The sequence below is a fragment of the Halomonas sp. JS92-SW72 genome (assembly GCF_003547075.1).
In the GTDB taxonomy this organism is placed as follows: domain Bacteria; phylum Pseudomonadota; class Gammaproteobacteria; order Pseudomonadales; family Halomonadaceae; genus Halomonas; species Halomonas alkalicola.
In genome coordinates this window covers 2,948,160-2,974,165 of the sequence record NZ_CP032147.1, presented here as the reverse complement: position 1 = coordinate 2,974,165, position 26,006 = coordinate 2,948,160, and the positions used below count along the sequence as shown (strand labels likewise).

The following is a 26,006-nucleotide window of genomic DNA, read 5'->3' as shown; positions in this document are numbered from 1 at the left end:
AGTCACTCGTAGCCCTTGGCCTGCAGCCGGAACAGCCTGGCGTAGCGGCCGTTGGCGGCCATCAGGCTCGCGTGGTCGCCCTGCTCGAGGATCTCGCCGCCGTCGATGACGAGGATCTGGTCGGCGGCGCGCACCGTGGAGAAGCGGTGGGAGATCAGGATGGTCATCTTGTCGTGGCTGTGCTCGCGGAAGTCGGCGAACACCGCCGCCTCGGCGGCGGCGTCCATGGCCGCGGTGGGTTCGTCGAGCACCAGGATATCGGCGCTCTCGCGCATGTAGGCCCGCGACAGGGCGATCTTCTGCCACTGGCCGCCGGAGAGCTCCTGGCCCCCCTTGAACCAGCGCCCCAGCTGGGTGTGGTAGCCGCCGGGCATGCCGGCGATGAAGTCGTCGGCCAGGCCGCGTCGCGCCGCTTCCTGCCAGCGCGCCTCGTCCTCGAACGCCGCCACGTCGCCGGCGCCGAGGTTCTCGCCCACCTTGAGCTGGTAGCGCACGAAGTCCTGGAAGATCACCCCGATGCGCCGCCGCAGGGCCTGGATGTCCCACTCGGCGAGGTCGCTGCCGTCGAGCAGGATGCGTCCCTCGCCGGGCTCGTAGAGGCGGGTGAGAAGCTTGATCAGGGTGGTCTTGCCGGAACCGTTGGCCCCCACCAGGGCCAGGCTCTGGCCGGGGGGCAGATGCAGCGAGATCCCCGAGAGGGCGGGCCTGTCGGCGCCGGGGTAGGTGAAGCCGACGTTCTCGAAGCGGATGCCGTCGCCGGGGTGGGCGCCTTCGGTGAGGGTGCCGGCCTGGGGCGCCACCGGCTGCTCCAGGTACTCATAGAGGTTGGAGAGGTAGAGGTTGTCCTCGTACATGCCGCTCACCGAGGTAAGGCTCGCCGAGAGCGCCGCCTGGCCCTGCTTGAAGACCATCAGGTACATGGTCATCTCGCCCAGGGTCAGCTGCCCGCTCACCGTCTCCACCACCACCCAGGCGTAGGCGCCGTAGAAGGCCAGGGTGCCCAGCAGCCCGAGGGCGAAGCCCCAGCTTTCGCGGCGAATCGTCAGCCGACGATCCTCGCCGTAGAGGGTGTCGAAGATCCTGCGGTAGCGGTCGAGCAGCAGCGGCTCCAGGCCGAACAGCTTGACCTCCTTGATGCTGTCCTCCCGGGCCAGCACCGTCTCCAGGTACATCTGCATGCGGGTCTGGGGCGAGCGCCAGCGGAACAGCCGGAAGGCGTCACCGGAGAACTTGGCCTCGGAGAGAAACACCGGAAGCGCCCCTACGGCCAGGATCAGCAGCGCCCAGGGCGAGAACTGCACCAGCAGCACCCCGAAGCTGATCAGCGAGATGCCGTTCTGGGCGAGGCCGAAGGTCTTGTTGACCAGCCCCAGCGGGCGGATCGAGGCCTCGCGGCGGGCCCGGGTCAGCTTGTCGTAGAACTCCGAGTCCTCGAACTGGGCGAGCGACAGGGTGCCAGCCTTCTCGAGGATCATCACGTTGACCTTCTGGCCGAGCAGGGCGCGCAGCAGCGACTGCTGGGCCGAGAGGCCGCGCTGGGCCATGGCGATAGCGGCGATCACCCCGGCCTCGGCCAGCACGTAGCGCAGCACCGGCCAGGCGCTCTCGAGGGTGAGGGGCGCGCCGGACTCGCGATGGTAGGCCATGGCCTCCACCACCGAGTCGACGATCAGCTGGCCGATCCAGGCCGCCACCGCGGGCAGCACGCCGGCCACCAGGGTGCACAGCGCCAGGCCCACGGTGAGTGGCCGCGAGGTCTGCCAGACCAGCACCAGCGCACGGCGGCTGTAGCGGAAGACCCCGAAGAAGGCCGCCAGGCGGTTCGCGGGGGGAGGGGCGGGTTGGGTGCGGCGCATATGGGGCGAGGACAAGCGGTGTCTCCGTACCTGGAGAGGGCGGCAGGGGCGGTTCAGCCGGCGCGTGCCGCGGCCCCGGGGTCAGGCACTAACCACAGCGCCCCGCTGGGGAGCGGGGCGCTGTGGCATATCAGGCGAGGGGTCAGCCCTCGTCGTCGCCGCTGTCGCGACGGCTGGCCACCACCGCGCCGGTCTCGCCGCTCTGCAGGGCGGCCAGCAGGGGTTCGGCCTGGCGCTTGAAGGCCACCAGCTGCTCCCCGGAGAGGCTCTTGTTCTCCGGCAGCTCCACGGTCATCGCATTGACCTGGGTGTTGTTCACCAGCACCTCGTAGTGCAGGTGCGGGCCGGTGCTGCGGCCGGTGTTGCCGGAGAGCGCGATGCGCTCGCCCATGGTCACGCGGTCGCCGCGGCTGACCAGCGGGCGGGAGAGGTGCAGGTAGCGGGTCTGGTAGCCGTTGTCGTGGCGGATGACGACATAGCGACCCGCCACCGGGTGGTTGGCGACCTTCTCCACGCGGCCGTCCGCCGGTGCGATGATCGGCGTGCCGATGGGCATGGCGAAGTCGGTGCCGCGGTGGGGGCTCACGCGGCCGGTGACCGGGTGGCGGCGACTCGGGTTGAAGCCGGAGCTGAGGCGGTAGCTGCCCTCGAAGGGATAGCGATTGAAGGCGGGATCGAGGCTCTCGCCGTCCGGGGTGTAGAACTTGCTGTCGGCGCCGTTGCGCACCAAGGTCATGTCGAAGCGCTCGCCCTCGTACTGCACCGCCAGCACCCGCGGGTCGAAGCTCGAGCCGTCGATGACGTCAGACTCCACCAGCACCTGGAAACGATCGCCGCGACGGGTGTCGCGGCGGAAGTCGAGGCGCTGGCCCAGCACGCGGGTCAGCTCGCTGATCTCCGCGCTGGAGAGGCCGGTGGCCTGGGCCGAGCGGGCAAAGCTGCCGCTGACGGTGCCGGCGAAGAGGCGCTGGGAGGCCTCGCCGGTGCGTTCGATGGTGGCGACCTCGAAGCCGGCATCATCGCGCTCCACCATGAAGCCGCTGCGGGCGTTGCGCATCATGCGCAGGGCGAGCAGCTTGCCCTCCTCGTCGAGCTGGTACTCGAAGGTGTTGCCGGCGCGCCAGCGGGTCAGGGCATTCTTGTCGGGCAGCTCGTCGAGCAGGCGCAGCACCTCGCTGTAGCCGAGCCCCAGCTGGTTCTGGGCCATCACCGCGAAGGTATCGCCCTGCTTGACGGTATAGGTCTGCCACTCCGGCACGAAGGGTTCGGTGGCGGCGATCTCCTTCTCGAGGATCACGGGGCCATCGTCGAACAGCCCGAGCTCCTCGTCCGACACCGGCTCATAGGAGGTGGCGTCGGCCATCAGGGCGCCATCGTGGTCGAGCATGCCGCTGCCGATGGTGCCCACTACCACTGCCATGTGCACCGCGCCCTGATCGAGCTTGGACTGTGCCTGGGAGGCGTCGGAAGCGCCGCTGTGGGTCGGGCGAGTGAGGGCCAGCGGCAGGCCGCCATCGGCGGAGGCGCTGGCGCTGTTGATCAGGTCGAGGTCGAGCGCCTCGCCGTCGACGAGCTTGGCCAAGGGCAGTTGATGCCGGGTGGCGTCTAGCGCCTGGCTCGCCATCTCGATGGCGTCGCCGACGGGGCTGCGTTCGAAGCTGAGGGTGGGAAGGCCGGGTCTGGCGTCGACCTCGAGGGGAACGATCACGGTGTCGAGCGTACGGTGCTCGCGCTGGACATCCTGGTAGGTGGTGACAATCTTCTGTGCGCCCAGCACGGTAACCATGGTGGCGACCGGCAACAATAACAGCTTGTGCGTGCGGGGCAGCGAATGGAGGATTCGCAGCATGGGTAAAGGCCAGTGAATAATGAAAAAGAGAAAAAAGGCCTGAGAACCATAACCCATGACGTATGGTCTGCCTAGGCTGTACGTATGCACAGTAGGATCAGCCGCGCTGCATTGCAGCGCGGCCAGCCGGTTCAGAAACGGCGTTTACTAACTATCCATTGGGCCCGGGGGAGAGTGAAAAATCAACCCCTGCGCCTCCGGAACCATGCCAATCAGCCGGTGAGGGTGCCGTCGCGATAGTCGCGCAGCGCCTGCTGGAGCTCGGCCTGGCTGTTCATCACGAAGGGGCCGTAGTGGGCGACAGTCTCCCGGTGGGGGGTGCCCGCCAGCAGCAGGGCCTGGCCGCCCGTGGCGCTGGCCAGTGCCAGGTGGTCGCCCTTGGAGAGTCGCGCCAGATGGCCCGCCGGCACCAGCGCATCGCCCACCTCAAGCTCGCCCTCGAACACGTAGGCCAGCAGGGTAGGCGCGTCGGCCTGCAGGGTCAGCTTGCCTCCCGCTGCCAGGCGCAGGTGGGCCACGCCGCCGCTGCCGGCCAGGGCGTCCAGGGGGCCCGTCACCGCCTCGCCGTCATCACGGGCCCAGCGGCCGCCCAAGGCGATCAGCTCGGCCTCGGCACCGGCCAGTCGCGGCATCTCGCCGCCGCGCACGTCGCGGTAGTCCGCCGGGCTCATCTTCTCGCTGGCGGCCAGGTTCAACCACAGCTGGAAGGCGTGCAGGCCATGGTGGTCGGTGAGCGGCATCTCGGAGTGGATGATGCCGCGCCCGGTGTGCATCCACTGAGCGTCGCCGGCGTGAATGGTGCTGGAGTGGCCCAGGTGGTCCTCGTGAGTCAGGCCGCCGTGGATCACGTAGGTGAGGGTCTGGATGCCGCGGTGGGGATGGGGCGGGAAGCCGCCGATATAGTCGTCGGGACGATCCGAACCCAGCTCGTCGAGCATCAGGAAGGGGTCCAGCCCGCCGCCGAAGTCGTGGATCCGCTTGATCTTGACGCCGTCACCGTCCTGGCTCGGCTGGCTGGACTGGAGGCGATCGACCTGGCGAAGGAGGGGAGCTGTCATGATAGGGACCTCTGGCTGTCGTGAGGGCTTCTTTATGAAGCGATATCTGGCATTCTAGGCCGACTTTTTCGAAACTTAAGCGCATTGTTTCGCTTTGTTCATTCGAGGATATCGAAATGTCACGCGTCACCCTGGCCCAGTGGCAGATGCTGGCCGCGGTCGTCGACCACGGCGGCTTCGCCCGCGCCGCCGAGGCGATCCACAAGAGCCCCTCCACCCTCAACCACGCGGTGCATAAGCTCGAGGAGCTGCTCGGCGTCCAGGTGCTGGAGCCGGTCGGCCGCCAGGTGCGCCTGACCGAGGCCGGCGAGCTGCTGCTGCGCCGCGCCCGCCAGCTGATCGAGAGCGCCGCGGCCCTGGAGGACGTGGCCGGGCGCCTGGCGGAGGGGCTGGAGGCGGAGGTGGTGCTGGCCGTGGATCAGGTCTTCCCCTCGGACGCCCTGGCCCGCGCCCTGGATGACTTCTCCGAGGCCTACCCCTATGTGCGGGTCCAGCTGCACGAAACGGTGCTCAACGGCGGCATCGAGATGCTCTACGACGGCAGCGCGGATCTCGTGATCTCCGGCCTCTCGGCCCAGGGCTTCCTGGGCGAGCCGCTGGTCACCGTGCGCTTCCTGGCGGTGGCCCACCCCGACCACCCCCTTCACCATCTGGAGCGCTCGCTGGACCTGCGCGATCTCGTGCAGCACCGCCAGCTGGTGGTGCGCGATTCGGCGCAGCGGCAGTCCCTGGATTCGGGCTGGCTCAAGGCCGAGCAGCGCTGGACGGTGAGCCACCTGGAGACCTCTATCGACATGGTGCAGCGAGGCCTGGGCTTCGCCTGGCTGCCGGAGACGCGCATTCAGGGCGCCCTTGCGGCGGGACGGCTGAAGCCGCTGCCGCTCTCCGTCGGCGGCGTGCGCGAGATCCCGGTGCAGCTGATCCACCGCGATCGCGACCGCGCCGGCCCCGCCACCCGGGCCCTGGCCGAGGCGCTGGCCCAGGGGGCGAGCGGCTGCATGGTCCAGGATGGTTCAATTTTATCGAACGATTGAGCCCAGAATATGCGCTGAAGAGTCGATGAATTCGCAATAGGATGGTCGCATCACGATCCATCGGCGGCCAGGGGCCGCCCCCAGAGGAGACGCTTCATGGGCCTTCTGATCAACGGCAAGTGGCACGACCAGTGGTATGACACCGACAAGCACGGCGGCGAGTTCGTACGCGAGTCCGCCAAGCTGCGTGACTGGGTGACCCCCGGTGGCGAGAAGGGGCCTGACGGCCAGCCGGGGCTGCCCGCCGAGGCGGGTCGCTACCACCTTTATGTCTCGCTGGCCTGTCCCTGGGCGCATCGCGTCATGATCCTGCGCAAGCTCAAGGGCCTCGAGGAACTGATCGGCCTCTCTCACGTCAGTCCGCTGATGCTCGACGAGGGGTGGACCTACAACGTGGCCGAGGGGGCCAGCGGCGACCCGGTCAACGGCGTCGACTTCCATCACCAGCTCTATACCCTGACCGATGCGGGCTATACCGGCCGCGTGACGGTGCCGGCGCTGTGGGACAAGCAGGGCGGGCGCATCGTCAACAACGAGTCCTCGGAGCTGCTGCGCATGTTCAACGGCGCCTTCGATGAGCTGACCGGCAACCGCCTCGACTTCTATCCCGAGGCGCTGCGCGCGACCATCGATGCGGTCAACGCCGACGTCTACGACCACATCAACAACGGCGTCTACAAGTCGGGCTTCGCCACCGAGCAGAAGGTCTACGAGAAGCACGTGGTGGCGCTGTTCGAGGCGCTCGACCGCATGGAGGCGCGCCTGGCCGAGCACCGCTACCTGGCCGGCGAGTGGTTCACCGAGGCCGATGTCCGCCTCTTCACCACCCTGATCCGCTTCGATGCCGTCTACCACGGCCACTTCAAGTGCAACCTGCGCCGCATCGAGGACTACCCGAACCTCTCGAACTACGTGCGCGAGCTCTACCAGTGGCCGGGCATCCGGGAGACGGTCGACTTCGACCATATCAAGCGCCACTACTATTACAGCCACGACACCATCAACCCCACCCGCATCGTGCCCCACGGCCCGCTGCTGGAGCTCGACCGCCCCCACGACCGCGAGCGCCTGCCGGGCCAGGGCATCCGCGAGAAGGGTTAACGGTTCTTCGCCAGCCAGCGATCCAAGGCGTTGGCGAACTCGCGGCGGTCTCCGTCTGAGTAGCCCCTCGGCCCGCCGGTGTGCTCGCCGCTGGCTCTCATGGTTTCCATGAAATCCCTCATCTGCACCCGGGCGCGGATATTGTTCTCGTTCAATGCCTCGCCGCGGGTGGTCATCACCTTCGCGCCGCGCTCGATGGCCGCCATGGCCAGCGGCAGGTCGGCGGTGATCAGCAGATCCCCCGCCTGCAGGCGCTCGACGATCTCGTCATCGGCGGCATCGAAACCCTGGCTCACCGCCAGCGCCTTGACCCACTGCGAGCGCGGCAGCGGCACCGCGTGGTTGGCCACGAACCAGGCGGCGGTCGAGGTACGTTCGGCGGCGCGTACGATGATCTCGCGCGCCACCTTGGGGCAGGCGTCGGCGTCGACCCACAGCGTCGGCATGGCGTGTCTCCCGGAGCGGAAAGAGGGGCGTGCCCGGCGAAAAGGCTGGCCAGGTCAGAGTGGCGATGGTAGCATGCGGCCTTCCTCGCATGTGCTGACCCCACCATCATGTACGACGCCACCACCGCCGGTCCTCGACCGAGCACAGGATGCGCGCCGCAACGCCAGGCCCAGTGACACTCGCTGGCCGCAAGCGTTCGAATTGTGTAGATGGAGCGCCACCGAGATCCCGCCACCCTGGCGAGATCGGCGCAAATGGTCGCCACAGGGTTCCTGATCGCCATCCTCGATGGCATGGACCCGATGCCTGGTGCGACCGGCGTCCCCGACTCCGATGTCCCGTGCTGCTGCCCCTGAAGGGCGCCGCGCGCCTGACCGTATTGTTCGCGTCAGGGACGCCAATGAACTTTTGCCGGCAACCCCGGCCTACCAAGGTGTGATTGATGACCCCGACTTCTGTCGCCTCGCCGAGCTTCGGTGACCTCGCTCTGCTCCCCGCCGTTCTGTCTGCCGTCGAGACCCTGGGCTACGAGACCCCCTCGCCGATCCAGATCCAGACCATTCCGGCCCTGCTGGAAGGGCGTGACATGCTGGGCCAGGCCCAGACCGGCACCGGCAAGACCGCTGCCTTCGCCCTGCCGCTGCTCTCCCGGCTCGAGCTGACCCGTCGCGAGCCCCAGGTGCTGGTGATGGCGCCGACCCGCGAGCTGGCCCAGCAGGTGGCCGTCTCCTTCAGCCGCTATGGTCAGAACCTCCAGGGCCTGGAAGTGGCGGTCCTGTGCGGCGGTCAGGAGTATCGCGAGCAGCTGGGCGCCCTGAAGCGTGGCGCCCAGGTCGTGGTCGGCACCCCCGGCCGGATCATCGATCACCTGGATCGCGGCAGCCTCAAGCTCGACGGGCTCTCCGCCCTGGTGCTGGACGAGGCCGACGAGATGCTGCGCATGGGCTTCATCGACGACGTCAAGCGCGTGGTCGCCGACACTCCGAAGGAAGCCCAGCGGGTCTTCTTCTCCGCGACCCTGCCGACCGAGATCGAGCGCATCGTCAACCGCTACCTGGTGGACCCGGTGAAGGTGGCCATCGAGTCGCGCACCACCACCGGCGAGAACATCGAGCAGCGCCTGGTGCGCGTCGATGGCGGTGCCAAGCTGGAGGCGCTGTCGCGCATCCTGGAAGTCGAGCCGGTGGATGCCGCCATCGTCTTCGTGCGTACCCGGGCCGCCTGTACCACCCTGATGGAGCAGCTCTCCGCCCGCGGCGTCAACGTGGCCAGCCTCTCCGGTGACCTGGACCAGAGCCTGCGCGAGCGCACCATCCAGCGCCTCAAGCGCGGCAAGGTCGACGTGCTGATCGCCACCGACGTGGCCGCCCGCGGCCTCGACGTGCCGCGCATCACCCACGTCTTCAACTACGATCTGCCCCAGGACTCCGAGGCCTACACCCACCGCATCGGCCGCACCGGCCGTGCCGGGCGTACCGGCATCTCGATCACCTTCGTGGGCTTCCGCGAAGGCCGCAAGGCGGGCTGGATCGAGCAGGCCACCGGCCAGAAGATGACCGAGATGGAGGTGCCCGACGAGGCCGCCATCCGCGCCCATCGCGACGAGGTCTTCCACCAGAAGGTGATCGCCGCGCTGACCGCCGGTGCCGAGGAGCAGCGCGCCCTGGTGGGCCGCCTGGTCGAGGAGGGCTACGACCCCATCGAGCTGGCCTGCGCCTTCGCCCGCCTGGCCCGTGCCGACGAGGCCCCCATCGGCCGCATGCAGGCGCCGCGCAAGGAAGCCCGCAACGATCGACCCACCCGCGACGGCAAGCCGCCGCGTCGTGAGAGCCGCGGCCCGAGCGAGGGCATGACCCGCTACCGCGTCTCCGTGGGCCACAAGGACGGCGTCAAGCCCGGCCAGCTGGTCGGGGCGCTGGCCAACGAGGGCGGCATCGAGGGCTCGCGTATCGGCCGCATCGATATCCGCACCTCCTTCTCCGTGGTGGAGCTGCCGAGCTCGCTGCCGGCCAGCATCCTGGCCAAGATGGCCCGCGCCCGCGTTGCCGGCCGCGCCCTGGAGATCAGCGAGGACAGCGGCGCCCCCGAGCGCGCCCCGCGCCGTCGTCGCGAGGATGGTGAGGCGCCGATTCGTCGCCCGTCACGCGCCTGAGGTAACGGTTGCCGCCCAGCGGGCGGCACCACACCCCCCGACAGGTCGGAGCTCCGCTCCGGCCTGTTGTCGTTGTGCGCCCTGAATCGTCTGCCAGCAAGGAGTAAGAATCATGTGGAAGCGGCTGCCGTTTCGTCTGCGCGGCTACCTGATCACGGTCACCGGCGTGCTGCTGCTGTCGCCGGATGCGCTGCTGGTCAAGGACACCAGCGTGGACGTGGCCACCTTCATGTTCTGGCGCGGGCTGATGCTCGGCCTGGTGCTGTTGACGATCGCCGCGCTGCGCTATCGGGAGCGCCTGCCCCAGGCCATTCGCGCCTGCGGCCCGGCGGCGCTGTGGTGCCCGCTGGCCTTCGCCGCCAGCGCCTGGGCCTTCGTCGGCGCCACGCGGCTGACCACGGCCGGCAACGTGCTGGTGATGCTCAACCTGGCGCCGCTGGCGGCGGGGCTGATCGGCATGCTGCTGTTCGGCCAACGGCTGCGCCGCCAGACCTGGGTGGTGATCGGGGTGTGCGTGGTCGGGGCCAGCCTGATGGCCGCCGGCGAGGTGGGGCAGGGCAGCCTGCTGGGCCTGGCCGTGGCGCTGATCATTCCGGTGGCCATCGCCGTGAATACCACGGTGGCCAGCGCCCAGCGCGGCAGCGGTACCCGGGGGCTCGACACCACGGTGGTGCTGCCCCTGGGCTGCCTGGCGATGCTGGTGCCGGCCGCGCTGATGGGGGGCGCCCAGCTGCCCGCTGCCGAGGACATGCAGCGCCTGGCGCTGATGGGGCTGATCCTGCCGCTGGCCTACTTCCTGATCCAGACCGGCGCGCGCTACCTGCCCGGCGCCGAGGTCAGCCTGGTGATGCTGGTGGAGACCCTGGCCGGCACCCTGCTGGTATGGTGGTGGGTCGGGGAGGTGCCGGCGGCGCTGGCCTTCGTGGGCGGCGGCCTGATCGTCGCCGCCATGCTGGCAAGCTCCCTGCGCGACCTCTACCGCCAGCGCCGCAAGGCCGCCGAGGGTGCCCCGGATGCCCGCCGCCTGCGCGACGCGGCGGCGGAAGCGAGCATCGAACGCGGCGAGCCCGCTCCGCCGGTGGGCGAGCGCCACTGAGCCAGCGGGTTCCGATTCGACGAGTTCACTCTCGGCGCGACGGCTCCCCTGCCACCGCCTTGGCGAAGCGCACCAGCAGCGAGCCGGCCTCGGGGGTGGCGCCGACGCCGGCCAGCAGCGCCTCGGGGTCCTGTCCCTGGTCGCGCAGCGCCGCCACCTGGCGGGCCAGGTAGGCGCGCATCACCTCCGGGGTGAACTCCGGGTGGAACTGCACGCTCCACTGGCGCGGCCCGTAGCGCAGCGCCTGGTGGGCGTCGTGGGCGTTGCGGGCCAGCACCACGGCGTCTTCCGGCGCCTCGAGCACCGCCTGGGCGTGGGTCAGCTGGGCCGGGAAGCGCTCGGGCAGCTGGCCGAGCAGGGCGTCCGCGCGTCCCGCCTCGGTGAGCGTCACCTCATGGCTCCCGGACTCGCGCCCCGCCGGATGGTAGTCGCTCACCCCGCCGAACGCCGCGGCCATCAGCTGGTGGCCGTAGCAGACCCCGAGCATCGCCGTGTTGCGCTCGCGCGCGTCCACCAGCCAGGGCTTCAGCGCCTCGCTCCAGGGCTCGGCGTCGCTGACCATGGCGTGGGAGCCGGTGATATAGAGGCCGTCGATCTCCTCGAGGGCGGGCAGCGGCTCGTGGCGGGCATCGAGCACCGCGGCGTCGAAGCCGGCGGCGGCCAGCGCCTGCTGGAACAGCGCCTCGAAGTCGCCGTAGGCCTCCACCACCTCGGGGAAGGCGTCACCGGTCTTGACGATCAGCAGTCGGGGCATGGGGGTCTCCTCTTCCTTGATCAGGGGGCCTATGTCGGGCTGATCATCGGCGGCGGCGAGAGTCAGGCGCGGCGCAGCCGCTCGCCCAGGGCGGTCATGAACGCCGCGCCGGCCTCGAGCTGCTCGCTGTCGATATATTCGTCGGGCTGGTGGGCCTGGCCGATGCTGCCCGGGCCGCAGATCACCGTGGGCAGGCCCTGGCGCTGGAACTGGCCCGCCTCGGTGGCGTAGGCCACCGCGCCGGCGGGGCGCTCGCCCAGCAGCGCATGGCACAGCGCCAGCACCTCGGCGTTGTTGTCGTCGGCCAGCGCCGGCACCGTCTCGTTGAGCGCCTGGGTGACGATGCTCGCCTCCGGGGCGCGGCTCTGCATCTCGGCCTCGAGCTCGGCGGCCCGGGCGTTGACCCGGCCCAGCAGCTCCTCGAAGCGGTCCGACGGCAGGTGGCGGATCTCCCACTCGAAGGTGCACTCCCGGGCCATGATGTTGATGGCCGTGCCGCCGGCGATCTTGCCCACGTGCAGGCTCGAGTGCACCACGTTGAAGGCCTCGTCCACGCGCCCTTCGGCGCGCAGCTCGGCCATCACCCCCTCGATGTAGGTGACCAGCCGGGCCGCCACGTGGATCGCCGAGACCCCCTGGTTGACCTGGCTGGAGTGGCTCGCGCGCCCGGTCACGGTGGTGCGCAGATTGGTGGCGCCCTTGTGGGCCACCACCGGGTGCATCATGGTCGGCTCGCCGACGATCACCGCGGCGGGCCGCGGGTGCTCGGCCATCAGCCGCTCGATCATGCGTGGCGCGCCGATGCAGCCCACCTCCTCGTCGTAGGAGAGCGCCAGCCAGATCGGCGCCTTGAGGTCGAGGGCCACCCAGCGCGGCACCTCGGCCAGGGCGCAGGCGATGAAGCCCTTCATGTCGCAGGTGCCGCGGCCGTAGAGGCGGCCGTCGCCCTTGTCGACCAGGGTGAAGGGGTCGGTGGACCAGGGCTGGCCGTCCACCGGCACCACGTCGGTATGGCCGGAGAGCACCACGCCGCCGGCCAGGTCCGGGCCGATGCGCGCCAGCAGGTTGGCCTTCCTGCCATCGTCGCTCTCCACCCGCCAGTGGGGCACGCCGTGCTCGTCGAGGAAGGCCTCCACGAAGGCGATCAGGTCGAGGTTGGAATCCCGGGAGACGGTGGGGAAGCCCACCAGGCAGTCGAGCATCTCGGCGGCGGTCATGGCGCGCTCCTTGGTCAGGTTTCGGGAAATCCTATCACGCCCGCGGGGCCGGCCGGCGTCCTGGGCGTCATAGCCCCAGGCTATCCGGTCGATGTTGTCACTGTTTCTGACATCAGTCATTAACAGGCTTACGATGTCGGGCGACGACGGATACCCGTCCATTCACTCTTCACCTGGAGGCGTCTCGATGCCTGTTACCCCCTTCCGCAACCCCGGGCTCTTCACCCCGCTTCAACTGGGCAGCCTCACCCTGCCCAACCGCGTGATCATGGCGCCGCTGACCCGCTCGCGCACGCCGGACAGCGTTCCCGGCAGGTTGCAGCAGATCTACTACGGCCAGCGCGCCAGCGCCGGGCTGATCATCAGCGAGGCCACCAACATCTCGCCCACCGCCCGCGGCTATGCCTATACCCCGGGCATCTGGACCGACGAGCAGGAGGCCGGCTGGAAGGGCGTCGTCGAGGCCGTCCATGCCAAGGGCGGCCGCATCGCCCTGCAGCTGTGGCACGTGGGGCGCGTCTCCCACGAGCTGGTGCAGCCCGACGGCCAGCCGCCCGTGGCACCGAGCGCTCTGCGCGGCGAGGGGGCCGAGTGCTTCGTCGAGTTCGAGGACGGCACGGCGGGGCCGCACCCCACCAGCACGCCGCGGGCGCTCGAGACCGAGGAGATCCCCGGCATCGTCGAGGACTACCGCCAGGCCGCCGTGCGCGCCAGGCGAGCGGGCTTCGACATGGTCGAGGTGCACGCGGCCAATGCCTACCTGCTCAATCAGTTCCTCGCCACCGGCACCAACCTGCGCACCGACCGCTACGGCGGCTCGCTCGAGAACCGTGCACGTCTGGTGCTGGAAGTGGTCGATGCGGTCGCCGAGGTGTTCGGCCCCGCACGGGTGGGCATCCGTCTGACCCCCTTCCTCGAGCTCTTCGGCCTCACCGACGACGAGCCCGAGGCGATGGCCTTCTACCTGGCCGGCGAGCTCGACCGCCGCGGCCTGGCCTACCTCCACTTCAACGAGCCCGACTGGATCGGTGGCGATATCACCTACCCCGAAGGCTTCCGGGAGCAGATGCGCCAGCGCTTCAAGGGTGGGCTGATCTACTGCGGCAACTACGATGCCGGGCGCGCCCAGGCCCGCCTGGATGACAACACCGCCGACGCCGTGGCCTTCGGCCGCCCCTTCATCGCCAACCCCGACCTGCCCGAGCGCTTCCGCCTGGGGGCCGCCCTCAACGAGCCCGACCCCAGCACCTTCTACGGCGGTGCCGAGGCCGGCTACACCGACTACCCCTTCCTCGACAACGGCCACGACCGGCTCGGCTGAGTCGGCGTCCGCCCCTGGAAGCATCAGCAAGCCCGGCCAGCGTGCCGGGCTTGTTGTCGGTGGGGAGGGTGGTGCGGGGCACCGTCGGTGATTGGCGCACATCAACACCGCGGCGTAGCATCCACAGAACGCATTGCCAGGGACCGCCAGCCGGGACGGCCATCGGCAAGTTCAGGCAGGGGTAGGCCGCAGCTTCAGGGAGCAGGATATGAACACCAGTAGCCAGGCACCCATCGTCATCTATCAAGAGGCCGATCAGCAGGTCGAGGTGCGGCTGGACGTGGAGCAGGACACCGTCTGGCTAACGCAAAGGCAGATGGCTGTGCTATTCGGCAAGGATGTCCGCACCGTTAATGAGCATCTGCTGAACGTCTATTCCGAAGGTGAGCTGGAGCGTGATTCAACTATCCGGAAATTCCGGATAGTTCGGCAGGAGGGCGCGCGAAAGGTCTCTCGGAGCATTGAGCACTACAATCTGGATGTCATCATTTCGGTGGGGTATCGGGTCAAGTCTCCACAAGGCACCCGCTTCCGCCAGTGGGCCACCCGCGTGCTGCGCGAGCACCTCACCCAAGGCTGGACCCTGAGCCGGCAGCGCTTCGAGGAGAACGCACGCGAGCTGGAGGCCGCCATGGCTCTGGTGCGCAAGACGGCCGGCAGCCCGACGCTGGCCCCCTCCCCGAATTAGTGGCAGGCTAAGGATATGTCGGACCCACCCTGCCGGGAGAGCGGGGGGCGTCACGCTCAGGCAAACCGGGAACGGGTACCACCTATGCAGGGACCACCAGGCCGCGGGGATGGCGGCAGCGCCGGGCAGGATGCCGGCGGCAACTTCGCCTTTCTGACCGGCCACGACCCGGTCTTTCTCGAGCTCGCCGCCAGCGCCGAGCGCGCCTTCAGTCACGATCCCAACACCACCCTGATCAAGCTGCGCCAGCTCGCCGAGGCCATGGCCCAGGACATCGCTGCCCGCCTTGGCATCGGAGTGGACGAGCGTACCGGCCAGCGCGACCTCCTTTACCGCATCGACAGCGCCCTGGGGCTCGACCCCACGGTGCGCGAGCTCTTCCACACCCTGCGCATCGAAGGCAACCGCGCCACCCACCAGTTCCGCACCCAGCACCGCGAGGCGATCCAGGGGCTCAAGGTCGCCCGCAGCCTGGCGGTCTGGTTTCATCGCGCCTTCGCCGACCCCGACTTCAAGCCCGGCGCCTTTCGTCCACCGGAAGACCCCAGTCGCGAGCTGCGCGAGCTCCAGGCCCAGATGGCGCGCCTGCAGGGCGAGCTGGCCACTGCCACCGAGCAGGCCGATGCCCAGCGCCAGCTGGCCGAGCTGGAAGCCCGCGAGAAGCAGGAGTACGCCGAGCTTGCCGAGGCCATGGACGAGGAGGCCCGCGCCCTGGCCGAGCAGTCGCGGGCCCAGCAGGCGGAACTCGAACGCCGCGAGCGGGAGTTCCAGCGGCGCCTGGCCGAGCAGGCTCGCACGGGGGCCGAAGGCGAGCCGCCCCGGGCGCTGCGCCAGCGGGTAGGTCAGGCCGACCGTGCGCTCAACGCCCAGCTGGGCCTGGATGAAGAGCTCACTCGCCTGCTGATCGACCAGCAGCTGCAGGAGGCCGGCTGGGAGGCCGATACCCTGGAACTCACCTGGCAGAAGGGCGTGCGCCCGGAGGCCGGCCGGACCCTCGCCATTGCCGAGTGGGAGCTGCCCAATGGCCAGCGCGCCGACTATGTGCTGTTCCATGGGCTGGTGCCCATCGGCGTGGTGGAGGCCAAGCGCCAGAATATCGACGTGGCCGGCAAGCTCGCCCAGGCGGAGCGCTACGCCCGCGGCTTCGATCGGCGCGGCTTTGTCGTCGGCATCACCCCGGCGTGGCAGGAGGAGGGGCGCACCGTCGCCTGGCCCGACGATGCCGAGGGCCATTTCCATGTGCCCTTCGTCTTCTCGTGCAACGGCCGGCCCTATCTGCCGCAGCTGGCCGAGAAGTCCGGCATCTGGTTCCGCGACGTGCGCGAACCCGGCAACCTGGCCCGGGCGCTGCCGCACTTCCACAGCCCCGAGGGCTTGCTCGACCGCCTCAAGCGCAGCCGTGCCCTTGCCGAGCAGCGCCTGCGCGAGGAGGGCTTCGGCTACCTGCGCCTGCGCGACTATCAGGAGAACGCCATTCGCGCCGTGGAGGCCGCCCTGGAAGTGGGCGCGCCCCGTGCGCTGCTGGCCATGGCCACCGGCACCGGCAAGACCCGCACCATCATCGGCCTGATCTACCGCTTCCTGAAGACCGAGCGCTTCCGCCGAGTGCTCTTCCTGGTGGACCGCACGGCCCTGGGCCAGCAGGCCCAGGACGCCTTCGACGAGGCGCCGCTGGAGCAGAACCACACCCTCTCGCAGATCTACAACGTCGCCACCCTGGGCGATATGGCCGCCGAGGCCGAGACCCGGGTGCAGGTCGCCACAGTGCAGGCCATGGCGCGGCGGCTCTTCATGGCCGACGCCCCGCCGCCGGTGGACGCCTACGACTGCCTTATCGTCGACGAGGCCCACCGCGGCTACACCCTGGATCAGGAGATGACCGAGGGAGAGCTGGCCACCCGCGACGCCGGCCAGTACCTCTCCCGCTACCGCCGTGTGCTCGACCACTTCGACGCCGTGCGCATCGGGCTCACCGCCACCCCGGCCAAGCACACCAGTGAGATCTTCGGCCGCCCGGTCTTCACCTACTCCTATCGAGAGGCGGTGGCCGACGACTGGCTGATCGACCACGAGCCGCCGATTCGCTACGAGACCCTGCTCAGCCAGAAGGGCATCCACTTCGCGAAGGGCGAGACGGTCAGCCTGATCGATTCCCGCACCGGCGAGGTGGAGAGCGCCGAGCTGGAGGATGAGCTCGACTTCGAGATCGAGGCCTTCAACCGGCGGGTGATCGCGCCGGAGTTCAACCGTGTGATCTGCGAACAGCTGGCCCGGGAGCTCGACCCCTTCGGCGAGGAGAAGACGCTGATCTTCTGCGCCACCGACCTGCACGCCGACATGGTCAAGCGCCTGCTCGACGAGGCCTTCCACGCCCACTACGGCGAGGCCTACCGCCAGGCCGCGGTGGCCAAGATCACCGGCAAGGCGGACAAGGTCGACGACCTGATCCGCCGATACAAGAACGACAAGTACCCCAACATCGCCATCACCGTGGACCTGCTCACCACCGGCATCGACGTGCCGCGCATCTGCCACCTGGTGTTCCTGCGCCGGGTGAAGTCGCGCATCCTCTACGAGCAGATGATCGGTCGCGCCACCCGCCGCTGCGACGAGATCGGCAAGACGGTGTTCACCATCTACGACCCGGTGGACCTCTATGCGGCGCTCGCCGAGGTCAACACCATGCAGCCGCTGGTCAAGGACCCCGGCGTGACCCTGGAGCAGCTGCACGAGGAGCTCAGCGACCCGGCACAGCTGGCCCGGGCCCTGGAGGCCCCCGGCCAGGCGGCCGGGGAGAGCCACGCCGATGACGTCCTCGACCAGTACAGCCAGATGCTGATGCGGGTGATGCGCAAGGCCACCAAGCGCGCCGAAGCGCGCGATGACCTGCGCCAGCAGCTGGAGAGCCTCGAGCAGAGCTGGGGCGTGGCGCCGGAGAGACTCCACCAGCATCTGCGTGAGCTGGGCCCCCAGGCCGCGGCCAGCTTCCTGCACCAGCATGCCGGCCTGCTTGGCCAGGTGGCCGAGGTGAAGGCACTGCTCGGCAGCGAGCGCCTGCCGCTGATCTATGAAGGCAGGGACGAGCTGCTGGGCCGCACCCAGAGCTACGGGGTGCACGAGAAGCCCGCCGACTACCTGGAGAGCTTCGAGGCCTTCATTCGTGAGCGGCTCAATGACTCGGTGGCGCTGGGCGTGGTGGTCAACCGCCCCCGGGACCTCACCCGCGAGACCTTGAAGGAGGTACGCCTGCTGCTCGACGGCGCCGGCTACAGCGAGGCCCGGCTGGAGAGCGCCTGGCGCAACGCCACCAATCAGGAGATCGCCGCCAGCATCGTCGGCCATATCCGCCGTGCCGCCCTGGGCGAGGCGCTGGTGCCCTTCGAGCAGCGGGTGCGCGACGCCATGCAGCGCATCTACGCCCTGCATAGCTGGACACCCGCCCAGCGCAAGTGGCTCGACCGCCTGGCCAAGCAGCTCACCCACGAAGTGGTGCTCGACCGCGACTTCATTCACCAGCGCTTTGCCGAGCAGGGGGGCATCCAGCGCCTGGATGCCGTGCTCGACCATCACCTCGACGAGGTCCTCGAGGCCCTCAACGATGCCCTCTGGGAGGCGAGCTGACATGTTCAAGAAATGCGATTTTTTCGACAGGTTGCGCGGACATGTCGATGGCGTCGACATGTCTCGAGGACATGTTCAAGAAAGCCGTTTTTTTCGACAGGTCCCCTGGATATGTCGATGCCATCGCCACGACGGCCCCCGTAGAGCGGCGAGAAGGTAAAATAGCGGCAGGCCTTATTTTAATTTCAGGCGTAACTTAAAATAAGGCGCGACGCTATTTTACCCAGGCCCGCTTTCGAGCGGTGAGAGGGATCCCCCATGGAGCGCGGACTCACAGGCCACTATGAGGAGAGCATCGCTGGCGGCTTGCGCTGCCAGGCGTTCATCCCCGACCCGCTGCCGCCATGGCCGGCGCTGGCGCTCGACGGCAAGCTGCAGGGGCGCATCAATCAGGCGATGCTGGCGCTGGGCCGTCTTGACGCCATCAGCACCCTGCTGCCCGACGCCTCACTCTTCCTCTACAGCTATGTACGCAAGGAAGCCGTCATGTCGTCGCAGATCGAGGGCACCCAGTCCTCGCTCAGCGACCTGATGCTCTACGAGATGGAGGGTATGCCGGGCGTACCCATGGACGACGTGCAGGAAGTCTCCTGCTACGTGAATGCGCTGATGCTGGGCGTGCAGCGCATCCGCGAGGGCTTCCCCATCAGCCATCGCGTGGCGATGGAGATGCACACGACGCTGATGACGTCCGGGCGTGGCATCAACCGCGGACCGGGGGAGTTTCGCAGCAACCAGGTGTGGCTCGGGGGGCACCGCCCCGATGAAGCGGTCTTCGTGCCGCCTCCGCCCCATCGGCTGGCCGAGTGCTGGGCGGCGCTGGAGCGCTTCATCAACGACATGCCCGAGGCCACCGACCCACTGATCAAGGCCGCCCTGACCCACGTGCAGTTCGAGACCATCCACCCCTTCATGGATGGCAACGGGCGCCTGGGTCGTCTGCTGATTCCGCTGATCCTGGTGGAAGCGGGCATCCTCAGCGAGCCCCTGCTCTACCTGTCGGTGTTCTTCAAGAAGCATCGCCAGGTCTACTACGAGCGTCTGCAGCAGGTACGGGTCACCGGCGACTGGGAGGCCTGGCTGCTGTTCTTCGTGGACGCCGTGGCCGAGACTGCCAATCAGGCAGTTGCAACGGCTCGGCGGCTCAACCAGCTGCGCGAGCAGGACAAGGCGCGCCTCGGCGAGCTGGGTCGCCAGGCCGGCTCGGCGGGGCTGCTGCTCGACGCGCTCTTCCAGCAGCCCATCGCCAATGTCGCCCACTTGAGTGAACGCACCGGGCTGACGCCGGCTACCGTAGGGCGTGTGCTGACCCCTCTCGAAGACATCCTTGGCATCGTCCATGAGCTGACCGGTCAGAAACGCAATCGGATCTTCGCCTACCGGGCCTACATCGACATACTCAATCAGGACCCCTCATGACCCAGAACGACATCGTCCAGAAGCTATGGAACCTCTGCGACGTGCTGCGCGACGACGGCATCAACTACTCCGACTACGTCACCGAGCTGGTGCTGCTGCTGTTCATCAAGATGGAGTACGAGAACACCCAGGCCGGGCTGCTCAACGCCCACGCCCTGCCCGAGGGCGCCCGCTGGCCGGACCTCACCGGCCGCTCGGGGCTTTCGCTGCTCAACTACTACAAGCAGATGCTGCTCGACCTCTCGAAGAGCAGCGACCGGCTGATCGCCGCCATCTACGCCGACGCCCAGACCCGCCTGCGCGAGCCGCGCCACCTGGAGCAGCTGATCCGCGACCTGGACCGCATCGACTGGTTCAGCGCCCAGAAGGATGGCCTGGGCGACCTCTACGAGGGGCTGCTGGAGAAGAACGCCAACGAGACCAAGTCCGGCGCCGGCCAGTACTTCACGCCCCGCGCGCTGATCAACGCCATGGTGCGCTGCCTGCGCCCCCGAGCCGGCGAAGTGATCCAGGACCCCGCCGCCGGCACCGCGGGCTTTCTGATCGCCGCCGATGCCTACATCAAGCAGCAGACCGATGATCACTTCGATCTCGATGCCAGGGCCCAGGCCTTCCAGAAGCTCAAGGCCTTCGTCGGCATCGAGCTGGTGCCCGGCACCCGCCGCCTGGCGCTGATGAACTGCCTGCTGCACGGCATGGAGGGCGACGACGAGGGCGTGGTGCACCTGGGCAACGCCCTGGGCGAGGCCGGCAAGGCGCTGCCCCGCGCCGACGTGATTCTCGCCAATCCGCCCTTCGGTACCGCCAAGGGCGGCGAGGCCAGCATTACCCGCGATGACCTCACCTACCGCACCAGCAACAAGCAGCTCGCCTTCCTGCAGCATATCTACCGCGGGCTCAAGCCCGGCGGCCGCGCCGCCGTGGTGCTGCCCGACAACGTGCTGTTCGAGGCGGGGCAGGGCACCGAGATCCGCCGCGACCTGATGGAGAAGTGCCACCTGCACACCCTCCTGCGGTTGCCCACCGGCATCTTCTACGCCCAGGGCGTGAAGACCAACGTGCTCTTCTTCACCCGCGGCACCGCCGAGAACCCCCACCAGGACGAGGGCTGCACCGATAGCGTCTGGGTGTATGACCTGCGCACCAACATGCCGAGCTTCGGCAAGCGCACCCCCTTCACCGAGGCCCACCTCAAGCCCTTCGAACAGTGCTACAGCCCCACGGGCAGCGACGCCCTGGCCGAGCAGCTGGCCGCCCGCAAGGAGGGCGACTGGAGCTTCGGCGCCGAGGAGATCGAAACCGACCGCGCCGCCGCTGCCGATGATGCTAATGCGGGGGTGGACGATAAGCTGCAGACCTCCCGCTGGCGCCGCTTCAGCCGCGAATGGATTCGCGACACCAAGGGCGACTCGCTGGATATCACCTGGCTCAAGGACGCCGACAGCCTCGCCGCCGAGAACCTGCCCGAGCCCGACGTGCTCGCCGCCGAGGCGATGAGCGAGCTGACCGAAGCCCTGCGCGAGCTCGACGGCCTGATGGCCGCCCTCGGCAGCCAGGACGAAGCCGCCGCCCAGAAGCGGCTGCTGGCCGACGCGCTGGGGCTGGAGGATGACGCTAGCGATGAGGTGAAGGCATGAGCGAGTGGGTATTGCCGGAGGGATGGGTGTCATGCGTTTTAGCCGATGTGGCCTCAATCCAGAGCGGTGTCGGTTTTCCGAAGGCATTTCAAGGTGAGGTTGACGGCCAATATCCGGTCTATAAGGTGGGCGATATTTCGAAAGCTGTCCTAAATAGTCATGGAGTCCTGAATAAATCTGGTAATTATGTGTCGGCTGAAGTTGCTGGAAAGATGAAGGGTAAGGTGATCCTTCCTGGCTCAACTGTCTTCGCAAAAATTGGAGAGGCAGTTCGGCTAAATAGGCGAGCTTGGGTTGCATCTGAAGGTCTGGTTGATAATAACGTTATGGCAGTGAAGGCAGTTGACGAGAGAATGGATCTGTTCGTCAATTACTTTCTTAGAACAGTTGACCTCAATGAGGTGGCGCGATCAACTGCTGTTCCATCTGTCAGGAAGAGTTAAGCTCAAGTCTTGTGTATGGAGGGAAGTCGAGAGGGTGACGTATCCTGCTGATTCGATTGCTCATAAAAACACCCCGAAGGTTGGATTGGATGTCCAACTTTCGGGGTGCAGTTCAGTATCTGCCCGGGGCGCTTTCGGTTATGTTGACGCCAGCGTCAATTCGCCCCATCCACTGCAAGGAGCCCGCCGATGACCCTGATGACCGCCGCCACCATCGAGGACTTCCTCGACGAGGTCTTCCCCCAGCGTATCGGGACCATCGAGGCCGTCGATCACATGCGTGCCACCATGAGCCTGGCCATTGACGATGAGCACCTGCGCCCCGGCGCCAGCGTCTCCGGTCCCACCCTGATGGGACTGGCCGACGTCTGCCTCTACGTGGCGATCCTGGCCCAGATCGGTCCCGAGCCCATGGCGGTCACCAGCGACCTGCACTGCCGCTTCCTGCGCCGTCCGCGGGGCGACCGCGACATCATCGCCACGGCGCGCATCCTCAAGCTGGGCCGGCGCCTGGCGGTGGGCGAGGTGCAGCTCTTCTCCGCCGGCGACGAGCAGCCGGTGGCGCTGGTCACCGCCACCTACGCCCTGCCCGATCGCGACTGAACCGGCCCGCGCGCCCGGCCGCGGGCGAACTCAGCGCCGCGGTGCGCGCAGCACCGCGCCGGCCAGGGCCAGCCAGCCGGCGATCAGCAGCACCCCGCCGACGGGCGTGATCATGCCGAGCCCGCCCGAGCCGCTCAGCGCCATGGCGTAGAGCGAGCCCGAGAAGAGCCCCATGCCGGCCGCCCACAGGCCCATGGCCAGCCGCTGTCCGGCCAGGGGCGTCGCGGCGCGCCAGGCCAGCACGGCGAGCAGCGCCAGGGTGTGCCAGGCCTGGTAGCGCACCCCGGTCTCGAAGGCCGCCACCAGGCGCGGGGCCAGCTGCCCCTCCAGGGCGTGGGCGCCGAAGGCCCCCGCCATCACCACCAGGGCGCCGGAGAGCGCCGCCCCCAGCCACCAGCCTCGGTCCTGCATCGGGGTCTCCTCATCTCGCGTCATGGCCGCCACCGTACCCCGCCCGGGCGGACTCGGCTACAATGTCGGGTCCGAAAGCCAACGCAACGACAGCCACCGGAGCGCAGAGAGAAGGCCATGCAGATCCAGCTCAATGGCGAGGCGCATACCCTGGCGCCCGAGCTCACGGTCGCCCAGCTGGTCGAGTCCCTGGGGCTCGCCGGCCGGCGCATCGCCGTGGAGGTGAACGAGGAGATCGTGCCTCGCAGCGAACATGCCGATACCCGCCTGGCCGAGGGCGACCGGGTCGAGGTCGTGCACGCCATCGGCGGCGGCTGAGCACCGCGCCCGACGCCCTATCGCGAAGACAACCACACAAGGCAGACTCGATGACAGACTTCTTCCAGGACCAGCCCCTGCGCGTCGCCGGGCGCGAATTCGCCTCCCGCCTGCTGGTCGGTACCGGCAAGTACAAGGACTTCGACGAGACCGGCGAGGCGATCGCCGCCTCCGGCGCCGAGGTGGTCACCTTCGCCGTGCGGCGCACCAACCTGGGCCAGGAGGCCGGTGAGCCCAACCTGCTCGACGTGATCTCCCCGGAGCGCTATACGCTGCTGCCCAACACCGCCGGCTGCTACACGGCGAAGGACGCGGTGCGCACCTGTCGGCTGGCCCGCGAGCTGCTCGACGGCCACAACCTGGTGAAGCTCGAGGTGCTGGGTGACGACTCGACCCTCTACCCCAACGTGGTGGAGACCCTGGCCGCCGCCGAGGTGCTGATCAAGGACGGCTTCGACGTCATGGTCTATACCAGCGACGACCCCATCGTGGCTCGCGAGCTCGAGCGCCTGGGCTGCTGTGCGATCATGCCGCTGGGCTCGCTGATCGGCTCGGGGCACGGCATCCAGAACCCCCACAACATCCGCCTGATCATCGAGCAGGCCAGCGTGCCGGTGCTGGTGGATGCCGGGATCGGCACCGCTTCCGATGCCGCCATGGCCATGGAACTGGGCTGCGACGGCGTGCTGATGAACACCGCCATCGCCCACGCCCGCCAGCCGGTGCTGATGGCCAGCGCCATGAAGAAGGCGGTGGAGGCGGGCCGCGAGGCCTTCCTGGCCGGGCGCATGCCGCGTCGCCAGAGCGCCGACCCCTCCTCGCCCTTCGCCGGCCGCATCAACGGCTGACGCCTCCAGCGATCGCCCGCACCGAACGCCTGACACCCGCGCCCAGAACGAGAGCCCCGACCGCCCCATGAGTGACCAGTCCCGCGACGATACCGCCACCACCGGACCGGAAGGCCCGGACGCCCCGCTGCACCGCCGCGGCATCAAGAGCTATGTGCTGCGTGCCGGGCGCATGACCCAGGCCCAGACCCGCGGCCTCGAGGAGATCTGGCCGCGGCTGGGCCTGACCCTGGCCGACGGCCGCCAGGACCTGGATGCCCTGTTCGGCCGCCGCGCGCCGCGGGTGGTGGAGATCGGCTTCGGTATGGGGGCCTCGCTGATCGAGCAGGCCGAGACCCACCCCGACACCGACTTCATCGGCATCGAGGTGCACGCCCCGGGCGTGGGCAAGCTGCTCGACGAGGCCGACAAGCGCGGCCTGACCAACCTGCGGGTCTACCGGGAAGACGCCCTGCGGGTGCTCGAGGAGTGCCTGCCCGAGGGTAGCCTCGACACCCTGCAGCTCTTCTTCCCCGATCCCTGGCCGAAGAAGAAGCACCACAAGCGGCGCATCGTGCAGCCCGCCTTCGTCGAGCTTGTACGCAGCCGCCTCAAGGTCGGCGGCACCTTCCATATGGCCACCGACTGGGAGGCCTACGCCGAGTGGATGGCCGAGGTGATGGACGCCGCCCCGGGCTATGCCAACACCGCCGAGCCCCAGACCGCCCCCTACGTGCCGCGGCCGGAGTTCCGCCCGCTCACCAAGTTCGAGGCCCGCGGCGAGCGCCTCGGTCACGGCGTCTGGGACCTGATCTACCGCCGCGTCGACTGATCACGCGCCTCTTTCGCTCCTCGAAGCCCCCGCCCGTGCGGGGGCTTCGTTTTTGAGGTTGAGGGCGGCGGCAAGACCCTGGGGTGGTAAGGAGCAGCAATGAGGAGGGACTCGCCAGGCCAAAAAAAGCCGCCCTCGATGGGGCGGCGGCAAGACCCTGAGGTGGTAAGGAGCAGCAATGAGGAGGGACTCGCCAGACCAAAAAAGCCGCCCTGGGCAGGGCGGCGGCAAGACCGTGACTAGCAATGAGGAGGGAGAAACCATGGCAGGTGACTGGCGGTACCTGCGATGGCAGTGGCGGCTCATCAACGCCACTGGAAGCAAGAGTAATCATTCTCATTTGCGGCGTCAACAGTAATGCGAATATTTTTTATTTGCGTTTGTCCTGGCGGCGCCCTTAGCCGGCCAGGCGCAGCCAGAGGGGCAGGGTAGCCATGGCCAGCAGGGTCTGGGCGGTGATCAGCGCCGCCATCATCTCGGCGTCGCCGCCCAGCTGGCGCGCCAGGATATAGGCGGAGGTAGCGGTGGGCAGGGCGGCGAACAGCAGCGCCACGTCTCGGCTCACCGGGTCGAGACCCAGCGCCAGGGCGAGCAGCAGCACCAGGGCAGGCATCAGCCCCAGCTTGATGGCGTTGGTGACCCAGACGCCGCGATCGAGGCGCAGCAGCGCCTCGGGGCGCAGCGCCACCCCGACCGCCACCAGGCCCAGCGGCAGGGCGGCGCGGCCGAGCAGCTCCACCGTGTCCGCGCTCCACCCCGGCAGCCCGATGCCGCTCACGTTCAGGCCGATGCCGATCAGGCAGCCGAGGATCAGCGGGTTGCGGGCCAGCGCCGCCAGGCTCCTGCCGAGGCTGCCGGCGCCGAGGGTCCCGGCGGCGATGAAGCTCGCCACGCACATGACGTTGACCACCGGCACCATCAGCGCCACGGCCACGGCGGCCACGGTGGCGCCCGGCGTGCCGTGCAGGGCGGCGGCCCCGGCCACCCCCACGTAGGTGTTGAAGCGCAGCGCCCCCTGGAAGGCCGAGGTGAAGGCCGGCGGATCGAGGCCCAGCCAGCCGCGCAGCCTCCACAGCAGGACGCCGAAGAGGCCCATGGCGCCGAGCAGGGCCAGGGCCACGCGCGCCACCGGCACCTGGCTGACGTCGGCGGTGGCCAGGGTCGACACCAGCATGGCGGGAAACAACAGGAAGTAGATCAGCCGCTCCAGCTGGGGCCAGAAGTCGCCGCCCGGCTGGCGCAGCCGGCCCAGGGCGGCGCCCAGCAGGATCAGCAGGAACAGCGGCCCCAGCGCGTTTGCCACGCCTGTCATGGTCATCTCC

At 68.6% G+C, this 26,006-nt stretch carries 22 protein-coding genes; 14 read left to right on the top strand and 8 right to left on the bottom strand.

Features of this window, described 5'->3' with window-relative positions; genetic code table 11:
• Positions 1–2: 2 nt before the first annotated feature.
• The 3 genes from D1793_RS13965 to D1793_RS13955 form a co-directional block, all read right to left on the bottom strand.
• Positions 3–1,856, bottom strand: a complete 1,854-nt coding sequence (locus tag D1793_RS13965; protein WP_119022700.1) for an ABC transporter ATP-binding protein — start codon at positions 1,854–1,856, stop codon at positions 3–5.
• A 142-nt stretch (positions 1,857–1,998) separates the two neighbouring features.
• Positions 1,999–3,705: a peptidoglycan DD-metalloendopeptidase family protein gene (locus tag D1793_RS13960; RefSeq protein WP_119022699.1), complete on the bottom strand. Its 1,707-nt coding sequence runs from the start codon at positions 3,703–3,705 to the stop codon at positions 1,999–2,001.
• A 212-nt stretch (positions 3,706–3,917) separates the two neighbouring features.
• Positions 3,918–4,763, bottom strand: a complete 846-nt coding sequence (locus D1793_RS13955) for a pirin family protein (protein WP_119022698.1) — start codon at positions 4,761–4,763, stop codon at positions 3,918–3,920.
• Between the two features lie 116 nt (positions 4,764–4,879).
• On the opposite strand from D1793_RS13955, the gene D1793_RS13950 reads away from it, so the two are divergent.
• Together D1793_RS13950 and D1793_RS13945 are read left to right on the top strand one after the other, a co-directional pair.
• Complete coding sequence (locus tag D1793_RS13950; RefSeq protein WP_119022697.1) at positions 4,880–5,797, top strand: LysR family transcriptional regulator; 918 nt, start codon at positions 4,880–4,882, stop codon at positions 5,795–5,797.
• A gap of 96 nt (positions 5,798–5,893) precedes the next feature.
• Positions 5,894–6,898: a glutathione S-transferase family protein gene (locus D1793_RS13945; protein WP_119022696.1), complete on the top strand. Its 1,005-nt coding sequence runs from the start codon at positions 5,894–5,896 to the stop codon at positions 6,896–6,898.
• On the opposite strand, the gene D1793_RS13940 is transcribed toward D1793_RS13945, so the two are convergent.
• Complete coding sequence (locus D1793_RS13940) at positions 6,895–7,344, bottom strand: YaiI/YqxD family protein (protein ID WP_119022695.1); 450 nt, start codon at positions 7,342–7,344, stop codon at positions 6,895–6,897. The genes D1793_RS13945 and D1793_RS13940 overlap by 4 nt on opposite strands.
• A 443-nt stretch (positions 7,345–7,787) precedes the next feature.
• Here D1793_RS13940 and D1793_RS13935 point away from each other — a divergent pair, with 443 nt between their 5' ends.
• Both D1793_RS13935 and D1793_RS13930 read left to right on the top strand, forming a co-directional pair.
• Positions 7,788–9,497 carry a DEAD/DEAH box helicase gene (locus D1793_RS13935; protein ID WP_119022694.1) on the top strand — a complete coding sequence of 570 codons (1,710 nt, stop codon included), beginning with the start codon at positions 7,788–7,790 and terminating at the stop codon, positions 9,495–9,497.
• Positions 9,498–9,609: 112 nt separating this feature from the next.
• Entirely contained in the window at positions 9,610–10,593 is a 984-nt protein-coding gene (locus D1793_RS13930; RefSeq protein ID WP_119022693.1) for a DMT family transporter, read from the top strand.
• Positions 10,594–10,618: 25 nt separating this feature from the next.
• Here the strand turns inward: D1793_RS13930 and D1793_RS13925 are convergent, their stop codons facing one another.
• Positions 10,619–11,347: a glutamine amidotransferase gene (locus D1793_RS13925; protein ID WP_119022692.1), complete on the bottom strand. Its 729-nt coding sequence runs from the start codon at positions 11,345–11,347 to the stop codon at positions 10,619–10,621.
• Between the two features lie 62 nt (positions 11,348–11,409).
• Positions 11,410–12,564 carry an acetylornithine deacetylase gene (argE, locus tag D1793_RS13920; RefSeq protein WP_119022691.1) on the bottom strand — a complete coding sequence of 385 codons (1,155 nt, stop codon included), beginning with the start codon at positions 12,562–12,564 and terminating at the stop codon, positions 11,410–11,412.
• 187 nt (positions 12,565–12,751) lie between these two features.
• Here argE and D1793_RS13915 point away from each other — a divergent pair, with 187 nt between their 5' ends.
• From D1793_RS13915 to D1793_RS13890, 7 genes are all read left to right on the top strand, one after another.
• Positions 12,752–13,885, top strand: a complete 1,134-nt coding sequence (locus D1793_RS13915; protein WP_119022690.1) for an alkene reductase — start codon at positions 12,752–12,754, stop codon at positions 13,883–13,885.
• A gap of 208 nt (positions 13,886–14,093) precedes the next feature.
• Positions 14,094–14,573 carry a RhuM family protein gene (gene rhuM, locus D1793_RS13910; RefSeq protein ID WP_119022689.1) on the top strand — a complete coding sequence of 160 codons (480 nt, stop codon included), beginning with the start codon at positions 14,094–14,096 and terminating at the stop codon, positions 14,571–14,573.
• 84 nt (positions 14,574–14,657) lie between these two features.
• Positions 14,658–18,194, top strand: coding sequence for a type I restriction-modification system endonuclease (hsdR, locus tag D1793_RS13905; protein ID WP_119022688.1), 3,537 nt, complete (start codon positions 14,658–14,660; stop codon positions 18,192–18,194).
• 258 nt (positions 18,195–18,452) lie between these two features.
• On the top strand, positions 18,453–19,613 hold the full coding sequence (locus D1793_RS13900; RefSeq protein WP_119022687.1) for a Fic family protein: 1,161 nt from the start codon (positions 18,453–18,455) through the stop codon (positions 19,611–19,613).
• Positions 19,610–21,250 (top strand): N-6 DNA methylase, encoded by a 1,641-nt coding sequence (locus D1793_RS13895; protein ID WP_119022686.1) that lies wholly within the window; start codon positions 19,610–19,612, stop codon positions 21,248–21,250. Before D1793_RS13900 ends, D1793_RS13895 begins: the two co-directional genes overlap by 4 nt.
• A complete protein-coding gene (locus D1793_RS19495; RefSeq protein WP_162899975.1) occupies positions 21,247–21,693 on the top strand; it encodes a hypothetical protein in 447 nt (148 codons plus the stop codon). Before D1793_RS13895 ends, D1793_RS19495 begins: the two co-directional genes overlap by 4 nt.
• A gap of 189 nt (positions 21,694–21,882) precedes the next feature.
• Positions 21,883–22,296: a PaaI family thioesterase gene (locus D1793_RS13890; RefSeq protein ID WP_119022685.1), complete on the top strand. Its 414-nt coding sequence runs from the start codon at positions 21,883–21,885 to the stop codon at positions 22,294–22,296.
• 30 nt (positions 22,297–22,326) lie between these two features.
• Here D1793_RS13890 and D1793_RS13885 read toward each other — a convergent pair whose 3' ends face one another.
• Positions 22,327–22,707 (bottom strand): DUF423 domain-containing protein, encoded by a 381-nt coding sequence (locus D1793_RS13885; RefSeq protein ID WP_119022684.1) that lies wholly within the window; start codon positions 22,705–22,707, stop codon positions 22,327–22,329.
• A gap of 117 nt (positions 22,708–22,824) precedes the next feature.
• On the opposite strand from D1793_RS13885, the gene thiS reads away from it, so the two are divergent.
• From thiS to trmB, 3 genes are all read left to right on the top strand, one after another.
• Positions 22,825–23,025 (top strand): sulfur carrier protein ThiS, encoded by a 201-nt coding sequence (thiS, locus tag D1793_RS13880; protein WP_119022683.1) that lies wholly within the window; start codon positions 22,825–22,827, stop codon positions 23,023–23,025.
• 50 nt (positions 23,026–23,075) lie between these two features.
• Positions 23,076–23,873: a thiazole synthase gene (locus D1793_RS13875; RefSeq protein WP_110069040.1), complete on the top strand. Its 798-nt coding sequence runs from the start codon at positions 23,076–23,078 to the stop codon at positions 23,871–23,873.
• A gap of 67 nt (positions 23,874–23,940) precedes the next feature.
• Positions 23,941–24,684, top strand: a complete 744-nt coding sequence (gene trmB, locus D1793_RS13870; RefSeq protein WP_119022682.1) for a tRNA (guanosine(46)-N7)-methyltransferase TrmB — start codon at positions 23,941–23,943, stop codon at positions 24,682–24,684.
• A gap of 397 nt (positions 24,685–25,081) precedes the next feature.
• Here trmB and D1793_RS13865 read toward each other — a convergent pair whose 3' ends face one another.
• Complete coding sequence (locus D1793_RS13865) at positions 25,082–25,996, bottom strand: AEC family transporter (protein WP_119023694.1); 915 nt, start codon at positions 25,994–25,996, stop codon at positions 25,082–25,084.
• Positions 25,997–26,006 lie beyond the last annotated feature (10 nt).

What these genes read in the sequence shown, in the direction of transcription:
- D1793_RS13945 (WP_119022696.1), top strand. Translation starts at nt 5,894, where the DNA reads ATGGGCCTTCTGATCAACGGCAAGTGGCACGACCAGTGGTATGACACC.
- D1793_RS13915 (WP_119022690.1), top strand. Translation starts at nt 12,752, where the DNA reads ATGCCTGTTACCCCCTTCCGCAACCCCGGGCTCTTCACCCCGCTTCAA.
- trmB (WP_119022682.1), top strand. Translation starts at nt 23,941, where the DNA reads ATGAGTGACCAGTCCCGCGACGATACCGCCACCACCGGACCGGAAGGC.
- hsdR (WP_119022688.1), top strand. Translation starts at nt 14,658, where the DNA reads ATGCAGGGACCACCAGGCCGCGGGGATGGCGGCAGCGCCGGGCAGGAT.
- D1793_RS13935 (WP_119022694.1), top strand. Translation starts at nt 7,788, where the DNA reads ATGACCCCGACTTCTGTCGCCTCGCCGAGCTTCGGTGACCTCGCTCTG.
- D1793_RS13900 (WP_119022687.1), top strand. Translation starts at nt 18,453, where the DNA reads ATGGAGCGCGGACTCACAGGCCACTATGAGGAGAGCATCGCTGGCGGC.
- D1793_RS13960 (WP_119022699.1), bottom strand. Translation starts at nt 3,705, where the DNA reads ATGCTGCGAATCCTCCATTCGCTGCCCCGCACGCACAAGCTGTTATTG.
- D1793_RS13890 (WP_119022685.1), top strand. Translation starts at nt 21,883, where the DNA reads ATGACCCTGATGACCGCCGCCACCATCGAGGACTTCCTCGACGAGGTC.
- D1793_RS13955 (WP_119022698.1), bottom strand. Translation starts at nt 4,763, where the DNA reads ATGACAGCTCCCCTCCTTCGCCAGGTCGATCGCCTCCAGTCCAGCCAG.
- D1793_RS13875 (WP_110069040.1), top strand. Translation starts at nt 23,076, where the DNA reads ATGACAGACTTCTTCCAGGACCAGCCCCTGCGCGTCGCCGGGCGCGAA.
- D1793_RS13925 (WP_119022692.1), bottom strand. Translation starts at nt 11,347, where the DNA reads ATGCCCCGACTGCTGATCGTCAAGACCGGTGACGCCTTCCCCGAGGTG.
- D1793_RS13965 (WP_119022700.1), bottom strand. Translation starts at nt 1,856, where the DNA reads ATGCGCCGCACCCAACCCGCCCCTCCCCCCGCGAACCGCCTGGCGGCC.
- rhuM (WP_119022689.1), top strand. Translation starts at nt 14,094, where the DNA reads ATGAACACCAGTAGCCAGGCACCCATCGTCATCTATCAAGAGGCCGAT.
- D1793_RS13885 (WP_119022684.1), bottom strand. Translation starts at nt 22,707, where the DNA reads ATGCAGGACCGAGGCTGGTGGCTGGGGGCGGCGCTCTCCGGCGCCCTG.
- D1793_RS19495 (WP_162899975.1), top strand. Translation starts at nt 21,247, where the DNA reads ATGAGCGAGTGGGTATTGCCGGAGGGATGGGTGTCATGCGTTTTAGCC.
- D1793_RS13930 (WP_119022693.1), top strand. Translation starts at nt 9,610, where the DNA reads ATGTGGAAGCGGCTGCCGTTTCGTCTGCGCGGCTACCTGATCACGGTC.
- D1793_RS13950 (WP_119022697.1), top strand. Translation starts at nt 4,880, where the DNA reads ATGTCACGCGTCACCCTGGCCCAGTGGCAGATGCTGGCCGCGGTCGTC.
- thiS (WP_119022683.1), top strand. Translation starts at nt 22,825, where the DNA reads ATGCAGATCCAGCTCAATGGCGAGGCGCATACCCTGGCGCCCGAGCTC.
- D1793_RS13865 (WP_119023694.1), bottom strand. Translation starts at nt 25,996, where the DNA reads ATGACAGGCGTGGCAAACGCGCTGGGGCCGCTGTTCCTGCTGATCCTG.
- D1793_RS13940 (WP_119022695.1), bottom strand. Translation starts at nt 7,344, where the DNA reads ATGCCGACGCTGTGGGTCGACGCCGACGCCTGCCCCAAGGTGGCGCGC.
- D1793_RS13895 (WP_119022686.1), top strand. Translation starts at nt 19,610, where the DNA reads ATGACCCAGAACGACATCGTCCAGAAGCTATGGAACCTCTGCGACGTG.
- argE (WP_119022691.1), bottom strand. Translation starts at nt 12,564, where the DNA reads ATGACCGCCGCCGAGATGCTCGACTGCCTGGTGGGCTTCCCCACCGTC.